This is a genomic window from Mycobacterium gordonae (assembly GCF_017086405.1).
Lineage (GTDB): Bacteria > Actinomycetota > Actinomycetes > Mycobacteriales > Mycobacteriaceae > Mycobacterium > Mycobacterium gordonae_D.
The window spans coordinates 3,420,933-3,438,027 of sequence record NZ_CP070973.1 but is presented as its reverse complement, the minus strand read 5'-3'; the positions used below and the strand labels follow the sequence as shown (position 1 = coordinate 3,438,027).

Annotated in this window: 16 protein-coding genes and 1 pseudogene; 5 read left to right on the top strand and 12 right to left on the bottom strand. The window is 65.8% G+C overall.

The window, feature by feature from the left end; genetic code table 11:
- Positions 1 to 62 precede the first annotated feature (62 nt).
- From JX552_RS14595 to JX552_RS14575, 5 genes are all read right to left on the bottom strand, one after another.
- The gene (locus JX552_RS14595; RefSeq protein ID WP_241011047.1) at positions 63 to 338 is read right to left on the bottom strand and encodes a hypothetical protein; all 276 of its coding nucleotides are present in this window, start codon (positions 336 to 338) and stop codon (positions 63 to 65) included.
- 123 nt (positions 339 to 461) lie between these two features.
- Positions 462 to 1,280 carry a universal stress protein gene (locus JX552_RS14590; protein ID WP_205878043.1) on the bottom strand — a complete coding sequence of 273 codons (819 nt, stop codon included), beginning with the start codon at positions 1,278 to 1,280 and terminating at the stop codon, positions 462 to 464.
- Positions 1,281 to 1,284: 4 nt separating this feature from the next.
- Positions 1,285 to 2,067, bottom strand: coding sequence for a universal stress protein (locus JX552_RS14585; RefSeq protein WP_205878042.1), 783 nt, complete (start codon positions 2,065 to 2,067; stop codon positions 1,285 to 1,287).
- Position 2,068: 1 nt separating this feature from the next.
- Positions 2,069 to 3,232 (bottom strand): site-2 protease family protein, encoded by a 1,164-nt coding sequence (locus JX552_RS14580; RefSeq protein WP_205878041.1) that lies wholly within the window; start codon positions 3,230 to 3,232, stop codon positions 2,069 to 2,071.
- Positions 3,233 to 3,262: 30 nt separating this feature from the next.
- Positions 3,263 to 3,889 (bottom strand): SRPBCC family protein, encoded by a 627-nt coding sequence (locus JX552_RS14575; protein ID WP_205878040.1) that lies wholly within the window; start codon positions 3,887 to 3,889, stop codon positions 3,263 to 3,265.
- 171 nt (positions 3,890 to 4,060) lie between these two features.
- Here JX552_RS14575 and JX552_RS14570 point away from each other — a divergent pair, with 171 nt between their 5' ends.
- The gene (locus JX552_RS14570; RefSeq protein ID WP_205878039.1) at positions 4,061 to 5,470 is read left to right on the top strand and encodes a wax ester/triacylglycerol synthase domain-containing protein; all 1,410 of its coding nucleotides are present in this window, start codon (positions 4,061 to 4,063) and stop codon (positions 5,468 to 5,470) included.
- Positions 5,467 to 5,682 (top strand): hypothetical protein, encoded by a 216-nt coding sequence (locus JX552_RS14565; RefSeq protein WP_205878038.1) that lies wholly within the window; start codon positions 5,467 to 5,469, stop codon positions 5,680 to 5,682. The genes JX552_RS14570 and JX552_RS14565 overlap by 4 nt, the downstream gene beginning before the upstream one ends.
- 78 nt (positions 5,683 to 5,760) lie before the next feature.
- Here the strand turns inward: JX552_RS14565 and JX552_RS14560 are convergent, their stop codons facing one another.
- Together JX552_RS14560 and JX552_RS14555 are read right to left on the bottom strand one after the other, a co-directional pair.
- On the bottom strand, positions 5,761 to 7,170 hold the full coding sequence (locus JX552_RS14560) for a wax ester/triacylglycerol synthase family O-acyltransferase (protein WP_205878037.1): 1,410 nt from the start codon (positions 7,168 to 7,170) through the stop codon (positions 5,761 to 5,763).
- Between the two features lie 14 nt (positions 7,171 to 7,184).
- Positions 7,185 to 8,339 (bottom strand): alpha/beta hydrolase family protein, encoded by a 1,155-nt coding sequence (locus JX552_RS14555; RefSeq protein WP_205878448.1) that lies wholly within the window; start codon positions 8,337 to 8,339, stop codon positions 7,185 to 7,187.
- A gap of 304 nt (positions 8,340 to 8,643) precedes the next feature.
- Between JX552_RS14555 and JX552_RS14550 the strand changes: the two genes are divergently transcribed.
- From JX552_RS14550 to JX552_RS14540, 3 genes and pseudogenes are all read left to right on the top strand, one after another.
- On the top strand, positions 8,644 to 10,500 hold the full coding sequence (locus JX552_RS14550; RefSeq protein ID WP_431195953.1) for an AMP-dependent synthetase/ligase: 1,857 nt from the start codon (positions 8,644 to 8,646) through the stop codon (positions 10,498 to 10,500).
- 101 nt (positions 10,501 to 10,601) lie between these two features.
- Positions 10,602 to 11,720, top strand: a complete 1,119-nt coding sequence (locus JX552_RS14545) for an Rv2629 family ribosome hibernation factor (RefSeq protein ID WP_205878035.1) — start codon at positions 10,602 to 10,604, stop codon at positions 11,718 to 11,720.
- Positions 11,721 to 11,903: 183 nt separating this feature from the next.
- Positions 11,904 to 12,557: pseudogene (locus JX552_RS14540) on the top strand (dienelactone hydrolase family protein); the annotation flags it as partial.
- Here the strand turns inward: JX552_RS14540 and JX552_RS14535 are convergent.
- From JX552_RS14535 to JX552_RS14515, 5 genes are read right to left on the bottom strand one after another with little or no spacing between them, the layout of a single operon-like run.
- A complete protein-coding gene (locus tag JX552_RS14535) occupies positions 12,554 to 13,024 on the bottom strand; it encodes a hydrogenase maturation protease (RefSeq protein WP_205878033.1) in 471 nt (156 codons plus the stop codon). The pseudogene JX552_RS14540 and the gene JX552_RS14535 overlap by 4 nt on opposite strands.
- Entirely contained in the window at positions 13,021 to 14,313 is a 1,293-nt protein-coding gene (locus JX552_RS14530; RefSeq protein WP_205878032.1) for a Ni/Fe hydrogenase subunit alpha, read from the bottom strand. The genes JX552_RS14535 and JX552_RS14530 overlap by 4 nt, the downstream gene beginning before the upstream one ends.
- Positions 14,310 to 15,068: an NADH-quinone oxidoreductase subunit B family protein gene (locus JX552_RS14525; protein WP_205878031.1), complete on the bottom strand. Its 759-nt coding sequence runs from the start codon at positions 15,066 to 15,068 to the stop codon at positions 14,310 to 14,312. The genes JX552_RS14530 and JX552_RS14525 overlap by 4 nt, the downstream gene beginning before the upstream one ends.
- Complete coding sequence (locus JX552_RS14520) at positions 15,069 to 15,920, bottom strand: FAD/NAD(P)-binding protein (RefSeq protein WP_431195952.1); 852 nt, start codon at positions 15,918 to 15,920, stop codon at positions 15,069 to 15,071.
- Entirely contained in the window at positions 15,913 to 17,037 is a 1,125-nt protein-coding gene (locus tag JX552_RS14515) for a 4Fe-4S dicluster domain-containing protein (RefSeq protein WP_205878030.1), read from the bottom strand. Before JX552_RS14515 ends, JX552_RS14520 begins: the two co-directional genes overlap by 8 nt.
- Between the last annotated feature and the right edge of the window lie 58 nt (positions 17,038 to 17,095).

Below are 17,095 nucleotides of genomic sequence, written 5' to 3'. Positions count from 1 at the left end.
CGCTGCCTGCGGGTTCTCCGGCGCGCTGGCGCTCACTTACGACCAGGCGTTTGCCGCGACTCTCAATTAGCCGACGGGCCCCGACCCGGCGTCTTCCCGAAAACTGGGCGCGAGGAGGTGCCGATATGGACCATCACCCGGTCGAGCACCAGATCGTAGGCGTCACCGTCCTCGACCAAGTAGTCCAGGCCGCAGCGGTGCAGAAATCCCTCGAGACGTCGGTCCAGCGTCCAATCGATGTACGCGCTGTCGGCATAAGGCGACCTCAAGAACTGGCGCGCAAGTTCGTCGACTCTGGACTCGGTCAAACGAGACGGATCTCCAGTTCTGGCAGCCATTTCCACTCCCCTGCGGGCCCCGACACCCCTCGACAGCAACCGGCAACATCATCATTTCGGTGATTTCGGCGTCCGCATAGGGTCTGAAGTCCCTCGTTGGCTGCGCCCAGGTGGGGCCACCGATCACAGGTTCGGGCGATCGACGATCAGCAAGGAGCAGTCCGCGTTGTGCAGCACCGCGTTGCCGGCCGGCCCCAGCAGTTGTTGCACCGCGTCGTGATTGCGGTGACCGAGGACCACCATCTGCACTTTTCGGCCGTGGCCGGCCACATACTCCAAGAGGCTCCCCCGCGCTACCGATGTCTGGACATCGACATCGGGGTAGTGTCGCCGCCACCGCTCCAACCGCCGGTCCGGGTAGTCGCGGCCGACCCCCTGCCCATGGTCGATCGCGCGAAGCGGAAGGTCGCGCAGCCGAGCTTCTTCCAAGGCTGTCTTCATCACGGCGTCGGAGTCGGCCGAAGCCTGGGAGTCCACCGCGATCCAGTGTTCAGCGAGTCTGGCCTGATCACCGTGGCGGCGGATCACCGCTACCGGGCAGTGTGCAGACTGGGCCACTGCCGCGGCGGTGGAACCGGCCCGCTCCGGTCTGAAGTGATGCAAACCCACGGCGCCGACGCACACCATCGCCGCCGAGGCCGAAGCGCGGGTCAAGGCGATGGTGGGCGGCTCCTGCGCGATCTCGATCTCGATCCGAACGGGCTTGTCCGCCGCCTCTGTGGTTCTGCTCGCGTAGCGAACGGCGTTTTCGGCGATGGTCAATTTGCGGGCCGGCCGGTCCGGTGGGGTCTGCGCGAAGTCCTCGGGTTCTATCGCATACAGCAGGCGCAACGGGATATCCCGGGCCACTGCTTCATCGACCGCCCAGAGCGCGGCATCGATTGCCGCCCTCGATCCGTCGATCCCGACGACGACGCACGGTTGAGGGGCCTGCGAAGACATCGTGCTACCCGCGGACGACGAGCACCGAGCAGTATGGATGCGCGAAAAGCGCGTGTCCGGACGGACCGACCAGCTGCGTGAGCTGATCGGCTTCATCACTGCCGATCACTGCCAGCTGGACACGCTCGTGATTGGCGGTCAAGAATTTCGCGATCGCGGACTGCGTCGTGATCGGGTAGACGCGAACATCGGGATTGATCTGCTGCCAGGCGTGCACCCGTTGCTCGAAATCGTCATCGGTGTGTTCGGTGAGCTCCTCGGGGCGGCCGCCGAGAGCGAGCAGGGGCGCCTTGCGGAGTTTCGCTTCCCACGCCGCATATGCGACGACGGAATCGTTGCCCTGTGTCATTCTGACCACGATCCAATTGATAAGTGGCTGTTCCAGGTCGGTCCGCAGAACCGCGACCGGGCAGTGCGCCTGCTCTGCGAGATCGGCTGCGGTCGAACCCAACAGCGCCCGGGCGTAACGCCCGATGCCCACCGAACCGACGCAGATCAGCTCAGCATCGCGTGATGCCTCGACGAGAACCGTTGCCGCCGGCCCTCGTTGGATATCTGTGGTGATCTCGACAGGTTTCGCGCTGGCCTCGATCGCTGATTGCGCTTGCTTCAAAGAGGTTTCGGCGTGGCCGAGGTCGCGGGCGTAGTCGTCCGCCGATGGGTGAGTCGGTTTGATCACTGCGACGAGGTGCAGCGGTCGGCCACGGCCGACCGCCTCATCGACACTCCACAGGGCGGCTGCAATGGCTGCCTGGGAACCGTCTATTCCCACGATGATCGGCTTCATCTCACATCTCCCTGGACTGGACCGGAGTTGGAACAGGTTCGGTACCGGCGATCCGGTACACGTCGATCAACCGGGCGACGTCGCCCGACGTGACGATGCCGGCGACTTTGCCTCCCTCCATGACGAGGGCTCGGCTGCGGGGGCCTACCGGTGTCATCTTCTGCAGCAACGCATTCAGTGGCTCAGCGGGTGTCGCCAGAGGTACGTTCTGCAATGGGATTGCGATGTCGCGCACCTTGGTCGTTGCCCGCAGCCCGGGCGCCACATCGCGTAGTTGCCGCAGGGTGACCAGGCCGACGGTGCACCCGTCGCGGTCGGTGATCGGGTAGGCGGAGTGACGATCCCCAAGCACATAACATTGGATGAAATCTTCGACGGAGATCCAGCCGGGTGCGGTGTGCGGCTTCGGTGTCATGGCGTCGGCGACGCACATTCCCCCGAACATCTGTTGGGTTGTCGCCTGCACTTCCTCCTCACGTGCGGCGGAAAGGATGAACCAACCGATGAATGCCAGCCAGACGCCACTGATGAGACCGCCCGCGACGAACTCGGCCAAGCCGAGGGTGATCAGCACGATGGCCACGATCCGCCCGGCGTGTGCCGCTCCCACCGCTGCACGCACCCTGTCTCCGTGGCGCCGCCACAGGAAGGCCCGCACCAGGCGGCCACCGTCCAGGGGCGCCCCCGGCAGCAGATTGAACAGGCCCAGCAGCAGGTTGATCGCTGCCAGCCACCACGCGACACTCACCGCGACCACCGCGATGTGCGTGGATTCCAACGTGATCGCCAGTGCCGCAAAAACCACGGAAAGCGCCAGACTCGTCGCCGGACCGGCGATCGCGATCCGAAAGGCCGCCTTGGGTGTCGGCGCTTCCCCCTGCAAGGTCGTGACACCACCGAACAGCCAGAGCGTGACCGCGCCGGTCGTCACGCCCACTCGTCGGGCGACGACCGCGTGGGCCAGCTCATGTGCGAGCAGGGACCCCAACAGCACCAGCGCTCCGCAGGCGCCGGCCACCCAATACGCGACGCGGGAGTACCCCGCCACATCGTGCGGCAGACTCGATGCCAGGCTCCAAGTGAACAGCCACAGGACGACGATCACGCTCCAGTGGGCGTTCACCCGAAACCCCGCGATCCGTCCCAGCGGGATGGTGTCACGCACCGTAGGACCTCCCCAGAATCACGTTGCCGTTCAAGCCTTTTCGGAGTTCGTACTAGCCTGACTGAGGTGCGCTGATGGCGCACGTTCGGCGCGGTGCTTGGTGCCGAGTAACCATCCCCTGGTGCCCAGGGCAATCACGGGCCTGGCCAGTTCCATCGCGACGATCTCGCCCGGGTGGCGTAGCGCGATCCTGGCGCGAGCGAGCAGCCGCACCCGGTCTTCCCATTGCGGCTGCACGTGGAAGGACAGCACGGCGTTCCACGTCGGGTGGGTTTGGTTGGCTTTGAAGACCACGTACTGCTCTGGTGCTACTTCGTCGACCGTCATGGTCACCCCGTCGGCCAGGCCCATCCACCCCACAGGCGCCAGGCGGAGCTCGTCGCCCGCCGCGAGCGGCCGTCCCGGTGGCTGTGCTCGACCGCCGTCATCGGCGAAGCCGAACGGATTCGTCTGCAGTTGCGGCCAGACCGCGGCAGCCGGAGCGTCGATGTAGACGGCTTCCGTCACCTGGATCACCGGGTCCGCGACCAGGGCATCACCGGGTAACGGCATCTGAGTCTCCGCTTTCGTGGTGCCCCAGTTGCGGTAGTAGCGACGGGCACAGTACAGCGCGCCAAGCAACGCGGTCGCCTCCGCGATGCGCCTGATCCTGGTCATGAATTCAGTTTGCGGCGTCGGCAGATGGTCCACGAGGGTCATTGGTCCTCCCCGGGTCCGCCGAAAGGCTCCGAGTTCGGCCGGCACAGTCGTTCGGGACCAACGGCACTACCGAGCGTGCACTGGGGCACGGATAGTGGTGCCGGTGAGCGGACGTGGAGGTGTGCGCAGATGGATCACCTGTCAACGCTGGAAGCGAGTTTCCTCGAAGCGGAAGACGCCGACCGGCGCCTGAGTATGGCGATCGGGGTGCTGGCCGTCATCGACGGTCCCAGCCCCGGGCGCGACGAACTCGTCGCCACGCTGTCGGACCGCCTGGGCGGTATACCTCGGCTGACCAAGCTGGTGCACCAGCACCCGCTACACGTCGCGGCACCGGAATTGCTGATCGACAACAACTTTGACATCACCCACCATGTGCGCTGGGCGGTGGTGCCGCAGCCTGCCGATGAAGCCGCGCTATTTCGAACGGTCGCAGACCTCATGGAGCGCCGCCTCGATCGCGGCCATCCGTTATGGGAGTGCTGGATCATCGACGGCCTTCCGGAACGGCGGTGGGGGGCGCTGCTGAAGATTCACCATTGCCTGGCCGACGAGGTCGCCGCGACGCGGATATTGACGCGTATCGCCGACGCGGGCGGCGCAGCCGAGGTTCCGACCGCCGAGCCGGCACTGACCTCCGAATCCCAGGTCCGCAAGGGCAACCCGCTGACCTGGATTAGAGATGTCTGGCGCACGTCGCTGGTCGGTACCGGGATGGCCGGTCAAACTGCAAAGGAGGCAGGGCAGTTCGTTTCTGGGTTGCTCAATCCAGCGGTAGGTGCGCAGCGGCAGCAGCCGGCGGCCGAGACGCGTGGTTACAGTGCGGTACGGGTACCACTGAAGGATGTGGACACGGTATGTGAGGTGTTCGGTGTCACCCGAAATGACGTCACGCTTGCCGCTATCACCGACAGCTTTCGCGCGGTACTGCTGCGCCACGGCCGGCAGCCGCGGCGCAAATCGCTGCGCACCCTGATCCCGGTCTCCGTGGGTTCACCAGAACCTTTGGACCGCATCGACATTCGCGCCTCCGCGAGGCTGCCCTACCTGCCGATTGAGCAGAAGGATCCCGTAAAACGCTTGCGTCTTGTCCACGCCAGGCAGAGTCGACCCGACGACAACGGCGCCTTACACACCGCGGAGGGCCTGACCGATCACCTGCCGTTCATGTTGAGTGCGTGGAGCATTCGGCTGCTGATGCGGCTGTCTCAGCGCAGCATCGTGACCCTCGCCGCGTACGTGCCGGGACCGCGCCAGCGTCTGCAGGTGCTGGGTCGCCCGGTGGAAGTGCTGTTGCCGGTGCCAGCCACCCCGGCCCACCTCAGTACCGTCGTCAGCACGTTGCGCTATGCCGACGAATTGGTACTGGGCATCACCGCCGACAATGACGGGACTCCAGATGCAGACGTCATTGCCGGCGGCATCGAGCTCGGAGTCGCACGGCTGCTCGCCCGTGCCCTGGCGCGGCGGCGGCCGCGGACGAAGAGGGCTCGGCGGGTGTCCGCGTCCGGCTCCCGATCGTCAGGCCGCCGGACGTGACCTTCTGCAAGGCGGTCGCGCTGGATCTGGACGGCACGCCGACATCGGCAGGACGGCTGGCACCGGAAGCACTCGCGGCGATTGACGAGCCCGGCGTGGCGGCGTGGGAAGACGAGCTCGAAGCACACCGCACCGCAGACCTGGAACGGATCCGCTACAAGCTCATCCGCGCCGTCGAGGAACGTTATCTGCCTGCGCCGGAACTGCGTTGAGGATTTCCGGCCTGAAAGTCCACCCCCTGCGACCGGACGATGGTTTCGTGGTGAAGGATCGAGCGTGCCTGAGAAAACTCACCCGCGCCGGCTGGCCACGGCGGCTTCGAGTTCGGCCAGACACGCCTCCGTCAGCGGTAGAAACGTCTCGATGTCGGGTATCACGTCAGCACCTGCGACGAAACCGAATCCGACCCGGTCGGCGTAGGAGCACGTTGTCACGTTGACCGCCTGACCGTCAAATACCGTCGATACCGGATATATCTCGTCGACGTGGGCGCCGTTGAAGTACATCTCGGTACGCGGCCCGGGCACCTGTGAGATCGGCAGGTTGTATCCGGTGCGGGTCTGCTGCGGTATCGGCAACAGCGGGGGAATCACCGTCGCGGCAATGCTTCCCGCGCTGGTCAACAGTGAGGCCGCCGATCCCCGTTTGGCCACCCAACGTTTTCCCGCCGCCATTGAGCGGTGAATAAGCCGCAGTCGGGCGACCGGATCGTCCAGATTGGTGCCGAGCGGACACAGCCACAGGCCGAACATGTTGCCGGGCTTTTCTCTTGTCAAACTACCTTCGCGGCTCCGCACCGTGATGGGGCAAGCGGCAACCAGGGACCGCTCGGGCAGCTCACCGTGATCGCAGAGCCATTGCCGTACAGCGCCGGACAGCACCGCGGTGATCACCTCGTTGGCACTGACCCCGGTCACCTCCTGGATGGCTTGGATGCGACTCCGTGGCCAACTGCCCGCACTGACCGCACGCGTGGCTCCGGCGCGACCGTTGAAGCGGGTGTAGGGAGCGCCGAACGGCAGCGCGGTGACGTGCCCGATCAGACTGCCCGCAACGGTCGCCCATTCCCCTGTCAGCACCCGCTCGATCAACCTGATGCCGGACGTGATCGACGCGGCCACCCACCGCAGCGGTGCCGTCAGAGCAGCCACCGCTTCGCCCGATGCATCCGCCCGCGGCGATTGCGTGCCCCGGTCGGCATAGAACGGCGGCATCGAGCGTTCCGTCGGGTCCGCGCTCAACGCGTCGGCGATCATTCGCAACCCCGCCACCCCGTCGATCACGGTGTGATGCACCTTGACATAGAAGGCGAACCGGCCCCCCTCGAGCCCGTCGATCAGATACGACATCCACATCGGACGTGACCGGTCTAGCCGCTCCGCGTCCAATTGTCCGATCAACTCCCACAGTCCAGCGGTGCCCGCAGACACCGTCCGACGTTGGCAATGGCGGTTCAGCTCGACAGCGTCCGGCTCCCGCCACACCCACATGCCCCCGGTTTCAACACCGCGGTGCGGAAAGCTGCGAAGGCGCCCGTCGATTGGTCGGTCGCCCACCAGCGCCGACGCATGAACGCCGTCGAGGTAATCGGGACCGGCGTCCGGCGGTGGCGACAAGATCAGCACGACGCCGACGTGCATGGGGCTGGACAGCAATTCCGCGGTCATCATCGCGGCGTCCAGCGGGCTGAGCATGCGCATCTCGGCCCCGGGAGCTAGGCGGGTCGGGCACGCAGCTTCGCGGGTCCGTCCAGCAGACCCGACTGCTCCAGCGCCTGCCACACGAACAGCTGCACGGGCTGGGAGCGGAAGAACCCAGTGTGACCGCCCGGGTACCATACGATTTCGGGCTTACCCCAATGCCTCCAGAGCCGATTCACCTGCTCGCGCGGATGCACGAGGCGGTCGGCGACCCCGGCGTAGATGAAACGGCCCTGCATCGGCACCCGCGGGGTCAGTGACAGCGGCGACACCATCCGGCCGATGGGTTCAGCAAGCTCCATCGTGTGCCGACGGGGATCATCGTGACTGAGACCCGAGTGCCGGCCCAGCACGTCGACAAGGTCGGCGACCGGGACGCCGAGTATCGCGCAGGTGAGACCGTCTTCCAGGCTGGCAACCAATGAGGCTATGTATCCGCCCAGCGACAGACTGTTCAGACCGATCCGCGAATCGGGCTCCTGCACTCGAATCCAGGACAAGAGGCGACGGATATCCCATACGGCCTGAGCCGTCGCGTGGACGTCGTCGAGCACGTCCTCGCCCGGGAACACGGCACCCTTGGGCAAGCCGCGCGCCCGGGGACCGTGCATCGGCAGAACGGGCAGCACGACATTGAGGCCAAGCTCGTCGTGCAACTTCCAGGCCCGAAATATGGCCAGATCGAGTGCGGCGCGGCCCATCTCGGTCCCGTGCACACACACCAGCCAGGGTCGTGGTTGTTCGTGGCGTAGCAGGAGTGCGTACTCACGATCGTTTGCGGTATACCCCTGCCACCGCTGGAGGCCGGGCTCGCCCGGGTGCGGCGTATAGCCACTGGCGAAGAAGATACGAAAGAGCGAACGCCGGCGGCCCTTCACTTTTCGGACGGTGACGTCCGAGGCCGGCGGCGGTTTGACGAAGAACCCTTCCGGCTTGTCCAACCATCCCCGCGCGCCGTAAAACTCGAGCCCGGCCTGTACTTCGCGGGTGATGCGGTCGAAAACGTCGGGTCGACTCACCGGACGACGGGCCTTCAGCCCCATCAAGACGACTTCATCGCGGAAAGCCTGCGCCGCCAGGGCCATGGTCGGCCGCGCGATCGGAAGCTCGTCCGGCGGTTGGCCGAGATAGTCGCGCCAGGATTGGGCCAGGTACTGCCCGGTGTGCATGAACGGCGTAACGGCGCCGGCCAGACCGCTGACGGCCGGTGCGCTCCACACCGAAGCTCCCGGACGCCGGCGCTCGTTACTGGAGGGCATCGTCATAGCGGCACGCTAACACCCCACCAAGCCGGCGCGTAGGGACCTAGGACCCGGCTGACTTAGCGAAAGTCCTTGACTCACAACACACCTCTTCGGAGTTCGAGTGAGGACGGATGACCAGCCGCTAAGGGACTTAAGTCACTCGCGTCACCGGTGTGCGGGTCGTAGCGTCGAAAGACGGTATTCGGCCGGGAAAGCACGGATGAGCGCCATGAACACACCACTAGCCTCATTGGAGAGGCCGGACCTCAGCAAGATCGAGCACCGCGCCCCCTCGGTGGCGCACCTGTTCCGCAGCCGCGTCACCGCCACACCGCACGCCGAAGCTTTTCGCTACCCGCGTGGCGACGGCTGGGAGAGCGTGACTTGGCAGCAGGTCGGCGACCGCGTGCAGAATATCGCCGCCGGGCTGATCAGCCTGGGAATCGTGCCGGAGGATCGCGTCGCACTCGCCTCCTCGACGCGCTATGAGTGGGTGCTCGTCGACTTCGCCGTGATGTGTGCGGGAGCCGCCACCACCACCGTGTATCCGACCACCAACGCCAACGACGTGGCGTACATCGTCGCGAACTCGGGAAGCCGCGTGGTGGTCGCCGAAAATCAGGCGCAGGTCGACAAGCTGCTCGAACATCGCGGCGCGCTGCCCGCGGTGATCAAGGTGGTGATCATCGACGGCGAAGGCGACGGTGACTGGGTGCTGACCCTCGACGAACTCGAACAGCGCGGCCGGCAATTGCTCGCCGACTCCCCCGACGCCGTCGACGAGCGGATCTCGGAAATCGGCCCGACAAGGCTCGCCAGCCTCATTTACACCTCGGGGACCACCGGACGACCCAAGGGCGTGCGGCTGACTCACGAGGCCTGGACCTACACCGCGGCGGCCATTGACGCGTTGAATGTGCTTGGCCCCGAGGACCTGAACTTTCTGTGGTTGCCGCTGGCGCACTCGTTCGGCAAGGTGATGCTGGCGCTGCCGCTGCAGATCGGCTTTCCCACGGCCATCGACGGCCGAGTCGAGCGGATCGTCGACAATCTCGCGACCGTGCGCCCCACGGTGATGGGCGCCGCACCGCGCATCTTCGAGAAGGCTCATGCCCGCATCGTCAGCATGGTCGACGAGCAGGGCGGGCTGAAGAAGAAGGTCTTCGACTGGGCCATCGCCGTCGGACTGAAGGTGTCGGAAGCCAGGCGAGCAGGACAGCAGCCCTCATGGGCATCCTCGGTGGCCTACCGACTGGCGGATCGGCTGGTGTTCGCCACCATCCGGGAGCGCTTCGGTGGACGGATCCGGTTCTTCGTCTCCGCCGCTGCCAAACTGGACCGCAATGTCGCCCAGTGGTTCGACGCGGTCGGCATCGTGGTGCTGGAAGGCTACGGTCTGACTGAGACGGCGGCGGCTTCATTCATCAACCGCCCCAACGCTTACCGATTCGGCACGGTCGGATGGCCCTTCCCGGCGACCGAGGTGAAGATCGCCGGCGACGGCGAGATCCTGCTCCGCGGCCCGGGTGTGATGACCTCGTATCACGACCTGCCGGACGCGACCGCGGAAGCCCTCGATGAGGACGGGTGGTTCCGCACCGGCGACATCGGCGTGATCGACTCCGACGGTTTCCTGCGCATCACCGATCGCAAGAAAGATTTGTTCAAGACCTCGCAGGGCAAATATGTGGCACCGTCGGCGATCGAGGTGAGATTCAAAGGTCTCTGCCCGTATGCGGGCGAACTCATCGTCATCGGCGAGTCCAAGCCGTACTGCGTGGCGCTGGTCACCCTGGACGGTGAGGCCATCACCGACTGGGCCGAAAAGCACGGTCTTTCCGGCAGGTCCTTCGCAGAGATCGCCAGCGATGAGAAGACTCGCGAGCTGATGGCCGGCTACATCGACGCGCTGAACTCGGAGCTGAACCGCTGGGAGCAGATCAAGAAATTCGCCATCCTGGACCGCGAACTGTCGATCGAGGCCGGTGACCTGACGCCGAGCATGAAGCTTCGCCGCAAGGTGGTCATCGACAAGTTCGCGGAACGCCTCGCGGAACTCTATGAGCCCGTGCCGGCAGGGACTTAAGACCCCGATCGGAGGGCTTACGACCCTGCCACCGGCGGGTGGCCTTTCATACCGTTGGCGAAAGGGCACAGCGCTCAGCCGCACTAGCAGAAGGGGATCTCATGCACTCAGAACACTTCAGGTGGCTGACAAAGGCAGCAGGCCCATTTGCCTCAGTATATTTCGACGACTCCCATGACGCGGCCGATGCCGCCGGACAACTCGACGCCAAATGGCGGGACATCCGCGCGCATCTCGCGGATCTGGGCGCCGGCGCGGGCATTCTCGCCAGGCTCCAGGAAGCCGTCCTGCACCATCAGCCGGCCGTGGGACGACGCGGCCGGGCGGTGATCGTCACCCACGATCAGGTATTGATCAACGAGCAACTGATCAATCCTCCCCCGGCTCCGGTCATTCGCTTGTCTGATTACCCGTATGTGCTGCCGCTGGTTGAACATGAGATGCGACGTCCGACATATGTGTTCGCCGCCGTGGACCACACCGGAGCCGATGTGACCCTCTACCGGGGCCGCACAACCAGTTCGACGACCGTCGACGGCTCCGGCTACCCGGTGCACAAGCCGGCTACCGCTGGGTGGAACGGCTACGGCGACTTGCAGCACACCACCGCCGAAGCCATCCGGATGAACTGCCGCGCAATCGCCGACCAACTGACCCATCTGGTCGACGAAGCCGACCCCGAGGTGGTTTTCCTGAGCGGCGAAGTCCGTTCCCGCGCCGATGTGCTCGCCGAACTGCCCAGGCGGGTGTCGCAACGCGTGTCGCAACTGCACGCCGAAGGACACCGCGGCGACGTCAATTACGCGGAGATCTTCCGGCTGACCGCCCCGGAGTTCGCCCGCCGCCACGATCTGGAAATGTCCGACATCGCCGATCGTCTCGACGCCGAAATCGGTCGGGGCTCCGGTCTGGCGGCTGATGGGATCGCCGCGGTATGTGCGGCTCTGCGCGACGGCGATGTGGATACGTTGATCGTTGGCCAGCTCGGCGACGCGACGGTCGTCACTGGCGCTGAGTTGACGACGGTGGCCCCCGACGCCGACGTGCTGTCTGAGTTCGGTGAGCCGGTAGTGCGGGTTGCGAGGGCCGACGAGGCGCTGCCCTTCACCGCTATCGCGGTGGGCGCCACTCTCATCTGTGCTGACGACCGGCTCACCCCCTCCGACGGCGTCGCCGCGTTGCTGCGCTACGTCGCGACCGACCGGCTTGCGAGTCGGTAACCGGCCGTTCGGCACTTCTGAGTCGCGGCAGTGAAGGTTCACGATGTTGCCGCGAAGTGTCGTGTCGTGCATCGCACCGGAGCCGCTGCTCAAGAGGGGAACTTGGTCGGTGAGTGAAGTGACTTGTGGCCATATCCCTGAGCGGGAACGCGATTGACACTCGACTTCATGAAGCAGTTCAACGAGCCACCACTACGGGACGACGAAATTCAGGTGACCGTCGGGCGGATCTCGGTGGCTGGCCGTCTGACGATCCCCCAGCGCGCGCAGGGCATCGTGGTGTTCGCGCACGGCAGCGGAAGCAGCAGGCACAGTCCACGCAACCAGTACGTTGCCCAGGTTCTGAACGAGGCCGGTGTCGCCACTGTGCTGTTCGACCTGCTGACACCCGAAGAGGAACGGAACCGTGCCAACGTTTTCGACATTCCGCTGCTGGCCTCCCGGTTGGTCGGCATCACCGGCTGGCTTGCCGGTCAACCCGACACGGCCTCGCTGCCTGTCGGGTACTTCGGGGCCAGCACGGGCGCCGGAGCGGCATTGACCGCCGCCGCGCATCCCGGGGTCAAGGTGGCCGCCGTGGTGTCTCGTGGCGGCCGACCCGATCTGGCGGGCGAGTCACTGCGTCATGTGCAGTCACCGACGTTGCTGATCGTCGGCGGACGCGACGAGGCGGTGCTGGGGCTCAACCGTCAGGCACGCGCGGCGATTCCCGCCGAATGCAAGATCGCGATCGTCCCCGGCGCCACCCACCTGTTCGAGGAACCCGGCACCCTTGAACAAGTAGCCATGCTGGCGCGGAACTGGTTCACCCGTCACCTCAATCCCCCCGAAGGCTAGGCCGAAACCTCTGCCACGCCTGCTATTTCGGCAGCTACCCGGGAAACCAGGTCCGGCAGGGCCAACTCGACCCGGGCGCTGAGGCCGGTTCCATGCCCGGTATCGGCCACGTCGACGGCGTAGATCTGTAGCGCCGCAGGTATTCGATGGAGTTCCCGGCCGAGCGCGTAGGTACGGCCGATGTCGATGCTGTGCGAGCTCAGCGGCTCCTGGGCACTGAGCACCTGGTCGAGGTTGCAGCAACGGATGCGGCCTGCCGTAGCGGCCGTCGCGACAGCGGCGTCGACGAGGATGGCCAGCCGAGCACCCGACCAAACCTCGAGCAGCGTCAGCGGATCCATGATGTCGGTTGCCACCTCGACCCCGGGTAGCGCGAGTTCGCCAAGCGCCATGGCGGCAGCGACGCCGACCCCGTCGTCGCGCCTATAGCGATTCCCAAGACCGATCACGGCGATTCTGCCGATCACGTGTGCTCGACCGTCACGGTCAGGAAGTGGGTGGAGCACGAGATGCAGGGGTCGTAGTTGCGAATCACCCTCTCACACAGCGCGGTGAGGGCAGCATCTCCGAGGGTCAGGTTGTCGGTGATCACCCGGCTGAGGTCCGCTTCGATGGCCGCCTGGTTCTGTGAGGTGGGCGGGATGATCGTGGCGCCGGCCACCCGCCCGTCCTCGCTGATGCGGTACCGGTGATAAAGCAGGCCGCGGGGAGCTTCGCTGACCCCGTGCCCGACCCCGGCGCGGGCGGGCACGTCGACGAACGGGCGGGCGGGGCGCTGGTACTGGTCAATCAGACGCAGCGCCTCGTCAATCGCGTAGACCACCTCGACGGCCCGGACGACGATGCTGCGGAAAGGGTTTTGACACTGCGCTGACAGTCCGGCCCGGCGGGCCGCCTGCGCGGCGACCGGTGACAACGCCGACGAGTTCAGCGAATACCGTGCCAGCGGACCGGTCACGTAGCGACCGCCATCGAGCGTCGCGTGCAGCGCGGTGGAGTGCGGCACCTGGGACTCGACGACGTGCTGCATGAAGTCGGCTATCGGGAACGGCTTTCCGGGACTTCTTGCGATAGTGCCGTTTTCGATCGCGTACTGACCGGATGCGGTGAGCGCCAACATCTCATGGTCCAGTTCCAGGTCGGGAAAATCGAAACCGGATACCCACTCGACGGTGGCCAGGGCATGGTCGAGCGCCCTGCGCAATTCCGCCGCGATGGGTTCGAGTTCGACACGAGTCGGCACCGAATAGAACCCACCGAGGCGTAGGTTGATCGGATGGATCGCCCGGCCGCCGACGAACTCCATCAGGTGGTTTCCCGCCTTCTTCAGTTCCAGCCCGCGTTCGACCACGGCGCGGTGGTCGCGGGCCATGCTGACGATGTCGGGATAGCCGAGAAAGTCCGGGGCGTGCAAAAGGTAGATGTGCAGCACGTGGCTGTGGATCCACTCACCGCAGTACAGCAACCGCCGCAACGCGACGATCTCCTCGTCTATCTCGACGCCGCAGGCGTCTTCGATCGCATTGCAGGCGCTGAGCTGGTAGGCCACCGGACAGATGCCGCAGATGCGCGCCGTGAGATCCGGTGGCTCACTGTGCGCTCGGCCCCGCAGGAATGCCTCGAAAAATCGTGGCGGCTCGTAGATATTGAGTTCGACGGATTCCAGGGCGCCGTCCTTGAGAGTGACGTTCAGCGCCCCTTCACCTTCTACGCGAGTCAGTGTTCCCACCCGCAGGGTGCGGTCAGCCGCGGTCACTGCTGGCTCCGTTCCGCGGCGAATCGTGCGACGTTGAATGTCGAGAACACGCGGTCCACGTCCGTGTCCGATAGACCGTCGCGACGCAGCAGCGGAATCAGCGTCGCGGTTCTCGGTGCGGCAGAGGGACCGAAGCAGCCGAAGCAGCCGCGATGATGTCGGGGACACAACGCCCCGCAGCCGGCGTGGGTGACCGGGCCCAGGCAGGGTATGCCCTCGGCCACTAAGACGCAGGTCACGCCGCGCAGCTTGCACTCCGTGCACACCGTCTTCGCCGGCAACCTCGGCTTGCGTCCGACCAGCAGGGCCGCCAGAGTGTCCAAGAGCTGACCGCGGTCAATCGGGCAGCCCTGCAGCTGATAGTCGACCTTGACGTGGGCGGACGCGGGCGTGGAAGTCGCCAGCGTGTCGATGTATTCCGGTTTGGCGTACACCACCGAGGCGAACTCCGCCACGTCGGCGAAATTACGCAGGGCCTGGACTCCCCCCGACGTCGCGCACGCACCGATGGTGACCAACACCTTTGACTGGTCCCGGATCTCACGAATGCGAAGCTCGTCGTGCGGTGTCGTGATCGAGCCCTCGACCAGCGAAACGTCATACGGCCCAGCCGTTGTCGCGCTGGAAGCCTCGGCGAAGTTGGCGATCTCGACTTGATCGGCCAGGGCCAGCAGTTCGTCCTCGCAATCCAGCAGGGTCAGCTGGCAGCCATCGCAGGACGCGAATTTCCACACCGCCAATTTGACTGGGCTCATCTACAGCTCCTTCACCCGCATCAGCGGCTCCGCCACGTCATAGCCGACGACAGGCCCGTCGCGGCACAGGAGCAGCGGTCCGAGCTGACAGTGACCACACCAGCCGATCCCGCACTGCATGTTGCGTTCCAGGGACACCCGAATATGTCGTGCAGCAACACCTTTAGCGATCAGCTCGGTCGCCCCGAAGCGCATCATCGGCTCCGGCCCGCAGAGAAAGGCGCTGGTGCGCTCGGCATCCAGCGTCAACCGACGTAGGGGTTCGGTCACCAGCCCGACTTCCCCCTCCCAACCCTGTGTCGCTGCGTCGACGATCAGATGCAACTCGATCCGGGGATCATCGGCCCACGTCTTGAGTTGTTCGACGAACACGAAGTCGGCTCGCGAACGGGCGCCGACAATCAGCATGACCTTGCCGTAGCGCTCGCGGTGTGCCAACGCACCCAGGATGGCCGGGCGCAGCGGACACAGACCAACCCCTCCGGCGACCATGACCAGATCACGCCCCTCGGCCTCGGCCAGTCCCCAGCTGGTGCCGAACGGACCCCGCACCCCGACAACGGTGCCGGGCTGCGCGTCGTGCAGGGCACGGCTGACCGCGCCGACTGCGCGGACCGTGTGCGTAATGGATCCGTCGTTGACCGTCGGGTCGCCGCTGATCGAGATCGCCGCTTCGCCAACGCCGAATGCGTAGAGCATCATGAACTCCCCCGGCTCCGGCGAACGGACCGCCCGGCCGACGGGCTCTAGGCACAGGGTGGCCGAATCCGGGCTTTCCACAACCCGACTACGGACGCGGTACGGCAGCGGGTCCATTGCCGAGAGCAACGGCGTCGTCGTCCACTCAGTCATCGCCGGCAATCTTGTTCATCTCGGCGGTGATGTCGATTCCGGTGGGACACCAGGCGATACACCGTCCGCAGCCGACACACCCGGACATACCGAACTGGTCGTGCCAGGTACCCAGCTTGTGCGTCATCCAATGGCGGTAGCGCGACGCGCCCGATTGGCGGACGCTACCCCCGCCGTGAATGAAGGTGAAATCGAACTCGAAGCAGGACGCCCACTGCCGCCACCGTTCGGCGTGGTCGCCGGTCAGGTCGGTGACGTCTTCGGTGCTGGTACAGAAACAGGTCGGGCACACCATGGTGCAATTGCCACATGTGAGGCAGCGACTGGCCACCTCATCCCACTGCGGAGACTCCCGCGCATCGACCAGCATGTTGCGCAGATCGCCCTCAGGCATCTGCCGGCCCATCCGGTGCGCGGCGTTCGCGACATCCGCTCGAGCACAACCGCATTCGTCGTCGGTTGCCGCTCGGTGCGGTAGCGCCGCCAGCACGTCGGCACCCTCCGAGGTACCCACGTCGACGACATAGGCGGCCCCGCCCTGGCCGCCGGGGCGCTCCGTGAGCGCCAGGTCGTAGCCCGGCCCCACCGCCGGTCCGGTGCCCATCGAAGCGCAGAAGCACAATCCACCGGGTTCGGTGCAGTTCACCGCAACAACGAAGATCCCGCGCCGCCTGGAGACGAAGGAATTATCGGGATATTCGCCGCGACCCAGGACCCGGTCAAGGGTGGCTATGGCGGCGAGGTCACAGCCGCGGACGCCGAGGAACGCATGGCGCGGCGGCGCCTCGGCTGCACTGACCGTGCTGCCGTCACGGGCGCCGGCCCACATCCGCTGCCGGGGCGGGTGGAGGAACTGCTTCCAGGACTGCGGGCCGGCCGAGTGCCCGAACGCCGCGTCGTCGTCGCGCCGGCGCAGCCGGTAATGTCCGGGCCCCACCTCTACACCCCAGCCGCGCGGCAGGTCGCCGGCTGACCGGAGTTCGGCGAGCACGATCGCATTGTCACGTAGCGTCGGACCGATCACCCGATAACCGCGTTCGGTCAATACCTCGACAAGCCTGTGCAACCCGGCAACGTCCAGGAGTGCAACGCCGCCCTCTCCCCCGTTTTCGGTCATCGACCCATCATCCGTCCACTTCGGCGGGGCGTGTCAACCACTGGCAGAACAGATTCGC

Coding starts and splice junctions, on each gene's coding strand:
- JX552_RS14545 (WP_205878035.1), top strand. CDS start 10,602: ATGCACTCAGAACACTTCAGGTGGCTGACAAAGGCAGCAGGCCCATTT.
- JX552_RS14560 (WP_205878037.1), bottom strand. CDS start 7,170: ATGCGCATGCTCAGCCCGCTGGACGCCGCGATGATGACCGCGGAATTG.
- JX552_RS14585 (WP_205878042.1), bottom strand. CDS start 2,067: ATGAAGCCGATCATCGTGGGAATAGACGGTTCCCAGGCAGCCATTGCA.
- JX552_RS14550 (WP_431195953.1), top strand. CDS start 8,644: ATGAACACACCACTAGCCTCATTGGAGAGGCCGGACCTCAGCAAGATC.
- JX552_RS14590 (WP_205878043.1), bottom strand. CDS start 1,280: ATGTCTTCGCAGGCCCCTCAACCGTGCGTCGTCGTCGGGATCGACGGA.
- JX552_RS14520 (WP_431195952.1), bottom strand. CDS start 15,920: ATGACTGAGTGGACGACGACGCCGTTGCTCTCGGCAATGGACCCGCTG.
- JX552_RS14575 (WP_205878040.1), bottom strand. CDS start 3,889: ATGACCAGGATCAGGCGCATCGCGGAGGCGACCGCGTTGCTTGGCGCG.
- JX552_RS14555 (WP_205878448.1), bottom strand. CDS start 8,339: ATGCACACCGGGCAGTACCTGGCCCAATCCTGGCGCGACTATCTCGGC.
- JX552_RS14515 (WP_205878030.1), bottom strand. CDS start 17,037: ATGACCGAAAACGGGGGAGAGGGCGGCGTTGCACTCCTGGACGTTGCC.
- JX552_RS14595 (WP_241011047.1), bottom strand. CDS start 338: ATGGCTGCCAGAACTGGAGATCCGTCTCGTTTGACCGAGTCCAGAGTC.
- JX552_RS14525 (WP_205878031.1), bottom strand. CDS start 15,068: ATGAGCCCAGTCAAATTGGCGGTGTGGAAATTCGCGTCCTGCGATGGC.
- JX552_RS14570 (WP_205878039.1), top strand. CDS start 4,061: ATGGATCACCTGTCAACGCTGGAAGCGAGTTTCCTCGAAGCGGAAGAC.